The following is a 1,452-nucleotide window of genomic DNA, read 5'->3' on the forward strand; positions in this document are numbered from 1 at the left end:
GAGCAATGCTCGAAACCTGTGGATGAGCGCCGTGGGGGCGTACCCTCCCGGCGAGTCCAAGTCCAAGGAATCGAGTAGAGCCCGCGCGCCAACGCGGGCCGGGAAGGTACGCCCGTGCTTACGGTAGTCAACCCGGATGAGCCCACGCCAGCGACCGTGTCCGAGCCGGCCTTGGCTGGTGGGTCGTTGATCGACGAGATCGTGCGTGACGGTGCGCGTCGGATGCTGGCCGCGGCCCTCGAAGCCGAGGTCGCCGCATACATCGCCGCGTGTGCCGGCGAGGTCGACGAGCGGGGCCGCAGGCTGGTGGTGCGTAACGGTCACGCCCGGCCGCGGCAGGTGCTTACCTCGGCGGGGGCGGTCGACGTCGTCGCGCCGCGGGTCAACGACAAGCGTGTCGACGAGGCCACGGGCGAGCGGCGGCGGTTCGCCTCGGCGATCCTGCCGGCCTGGTGCCGCAAGTCGCCGCAGATCAGCGAGGTGTTGCCGCTGCTCTACCTGCACGGCCTGTCCTCGCAGGACTTCGTGCCCGCCCTGGAGCAGTTCCTCGGCACCAGCTCCGGGCTGTCCGCAGCCACGATCACGAGACTGACCACGCAGTGGCAGGACGAGGCCCGCGCCTTCAGTGGCCGGGACCTGTCGACGGTCGACTACGTGTACGTGTGGGCCGACGGCGTGCACCTCAACGTGCGTCTCGACGAGGCGAAACTGTGTCTGCTCGTCGTGGTCGGGGTCCGGGTCGACGGCCGTAAGGAGCTCGTCGCCCTCGCGGAGGGCTACCGCGAGTCGGCCGGCTCCTGGGCCGACCTGCTGCGCGACTGCAAGCGGCGGGGCATGCGCGCTCCGGTTCTGGCCGTCGGCGACGGCGCGCTGGGGTTCTGGAATGCGTTGCGCGAGGTGTTCCCCGAAACGCGGGAGCAGCGCTGCTGGTTCCACAAGATCGGCAACGTCCTCGCCGCGTTGCCGAAGTCCGCCCATCCCGGGGCGAAGAAGGCCCTGGCCGAGATCTGGAACGCCGAGGACCGTGACCACGCCAGCCGTGCCGTGGCCGCGTTCAAGCTCGCCTACGGGGCGAAGTTCGGCAAAGCCGTCGCCAAGGTCGTCGACGATCTAGACGAATTGCTGGCGTTCTACGACTTCCCGGCCGAGCACTGGGTGCACCTGCGCACCACCAACCCGATCGAGTCGACCTTCGCGACCGTGCGGCACCGCACCAAGGTCACCAAGGGCCCCGGCTCCAAGGCTGCCGGCCTCGCCATGGCGTTCAAGCTCATCGAAGCCGCCCAGCAGCGGTGGCGGGCCGTCAACGCCCCCCACCTGGTCGCCCTGGTCCGCACCGGCGCCCGCTTCGAACGCGGCCGGCTCGTCGAACGACCCGCCGCCGCGCCCACCACGACCCCAGCCGCAGCCGCCTAATCAAGATCTCTCATCCACAACTCTTGACTATTGCTC

1 protein-coding gene is annotated in these 1,452 nt (G+C 69.7%); it reads left to right on the top strand.

Annotation, left to right across the window (positions count from 1 at the left end):
• The first annotated feature begins 114 nt into the window (after positions 1-114).
• A complete protein-coding gene (locus V6U90_RS33365) occupies positions 115-1,416 on the top strand; it encodes an IS256 family transposase (RefSeq protein ID WP_442933722.1) in 1,302 nt (433 codons plus the stop codon).
• Positions 1,417-1,452 lie beyond the last annotated feature (36 nt).

This window comes from Micromonospora sp. CPCC 206060 (assembly GCF_036906895.1).
Lineage (GTDB): Bacteria > Actinomycetota > Actinomycetes > Mycobacteriales > Micromonosporaceae > Micromonospora.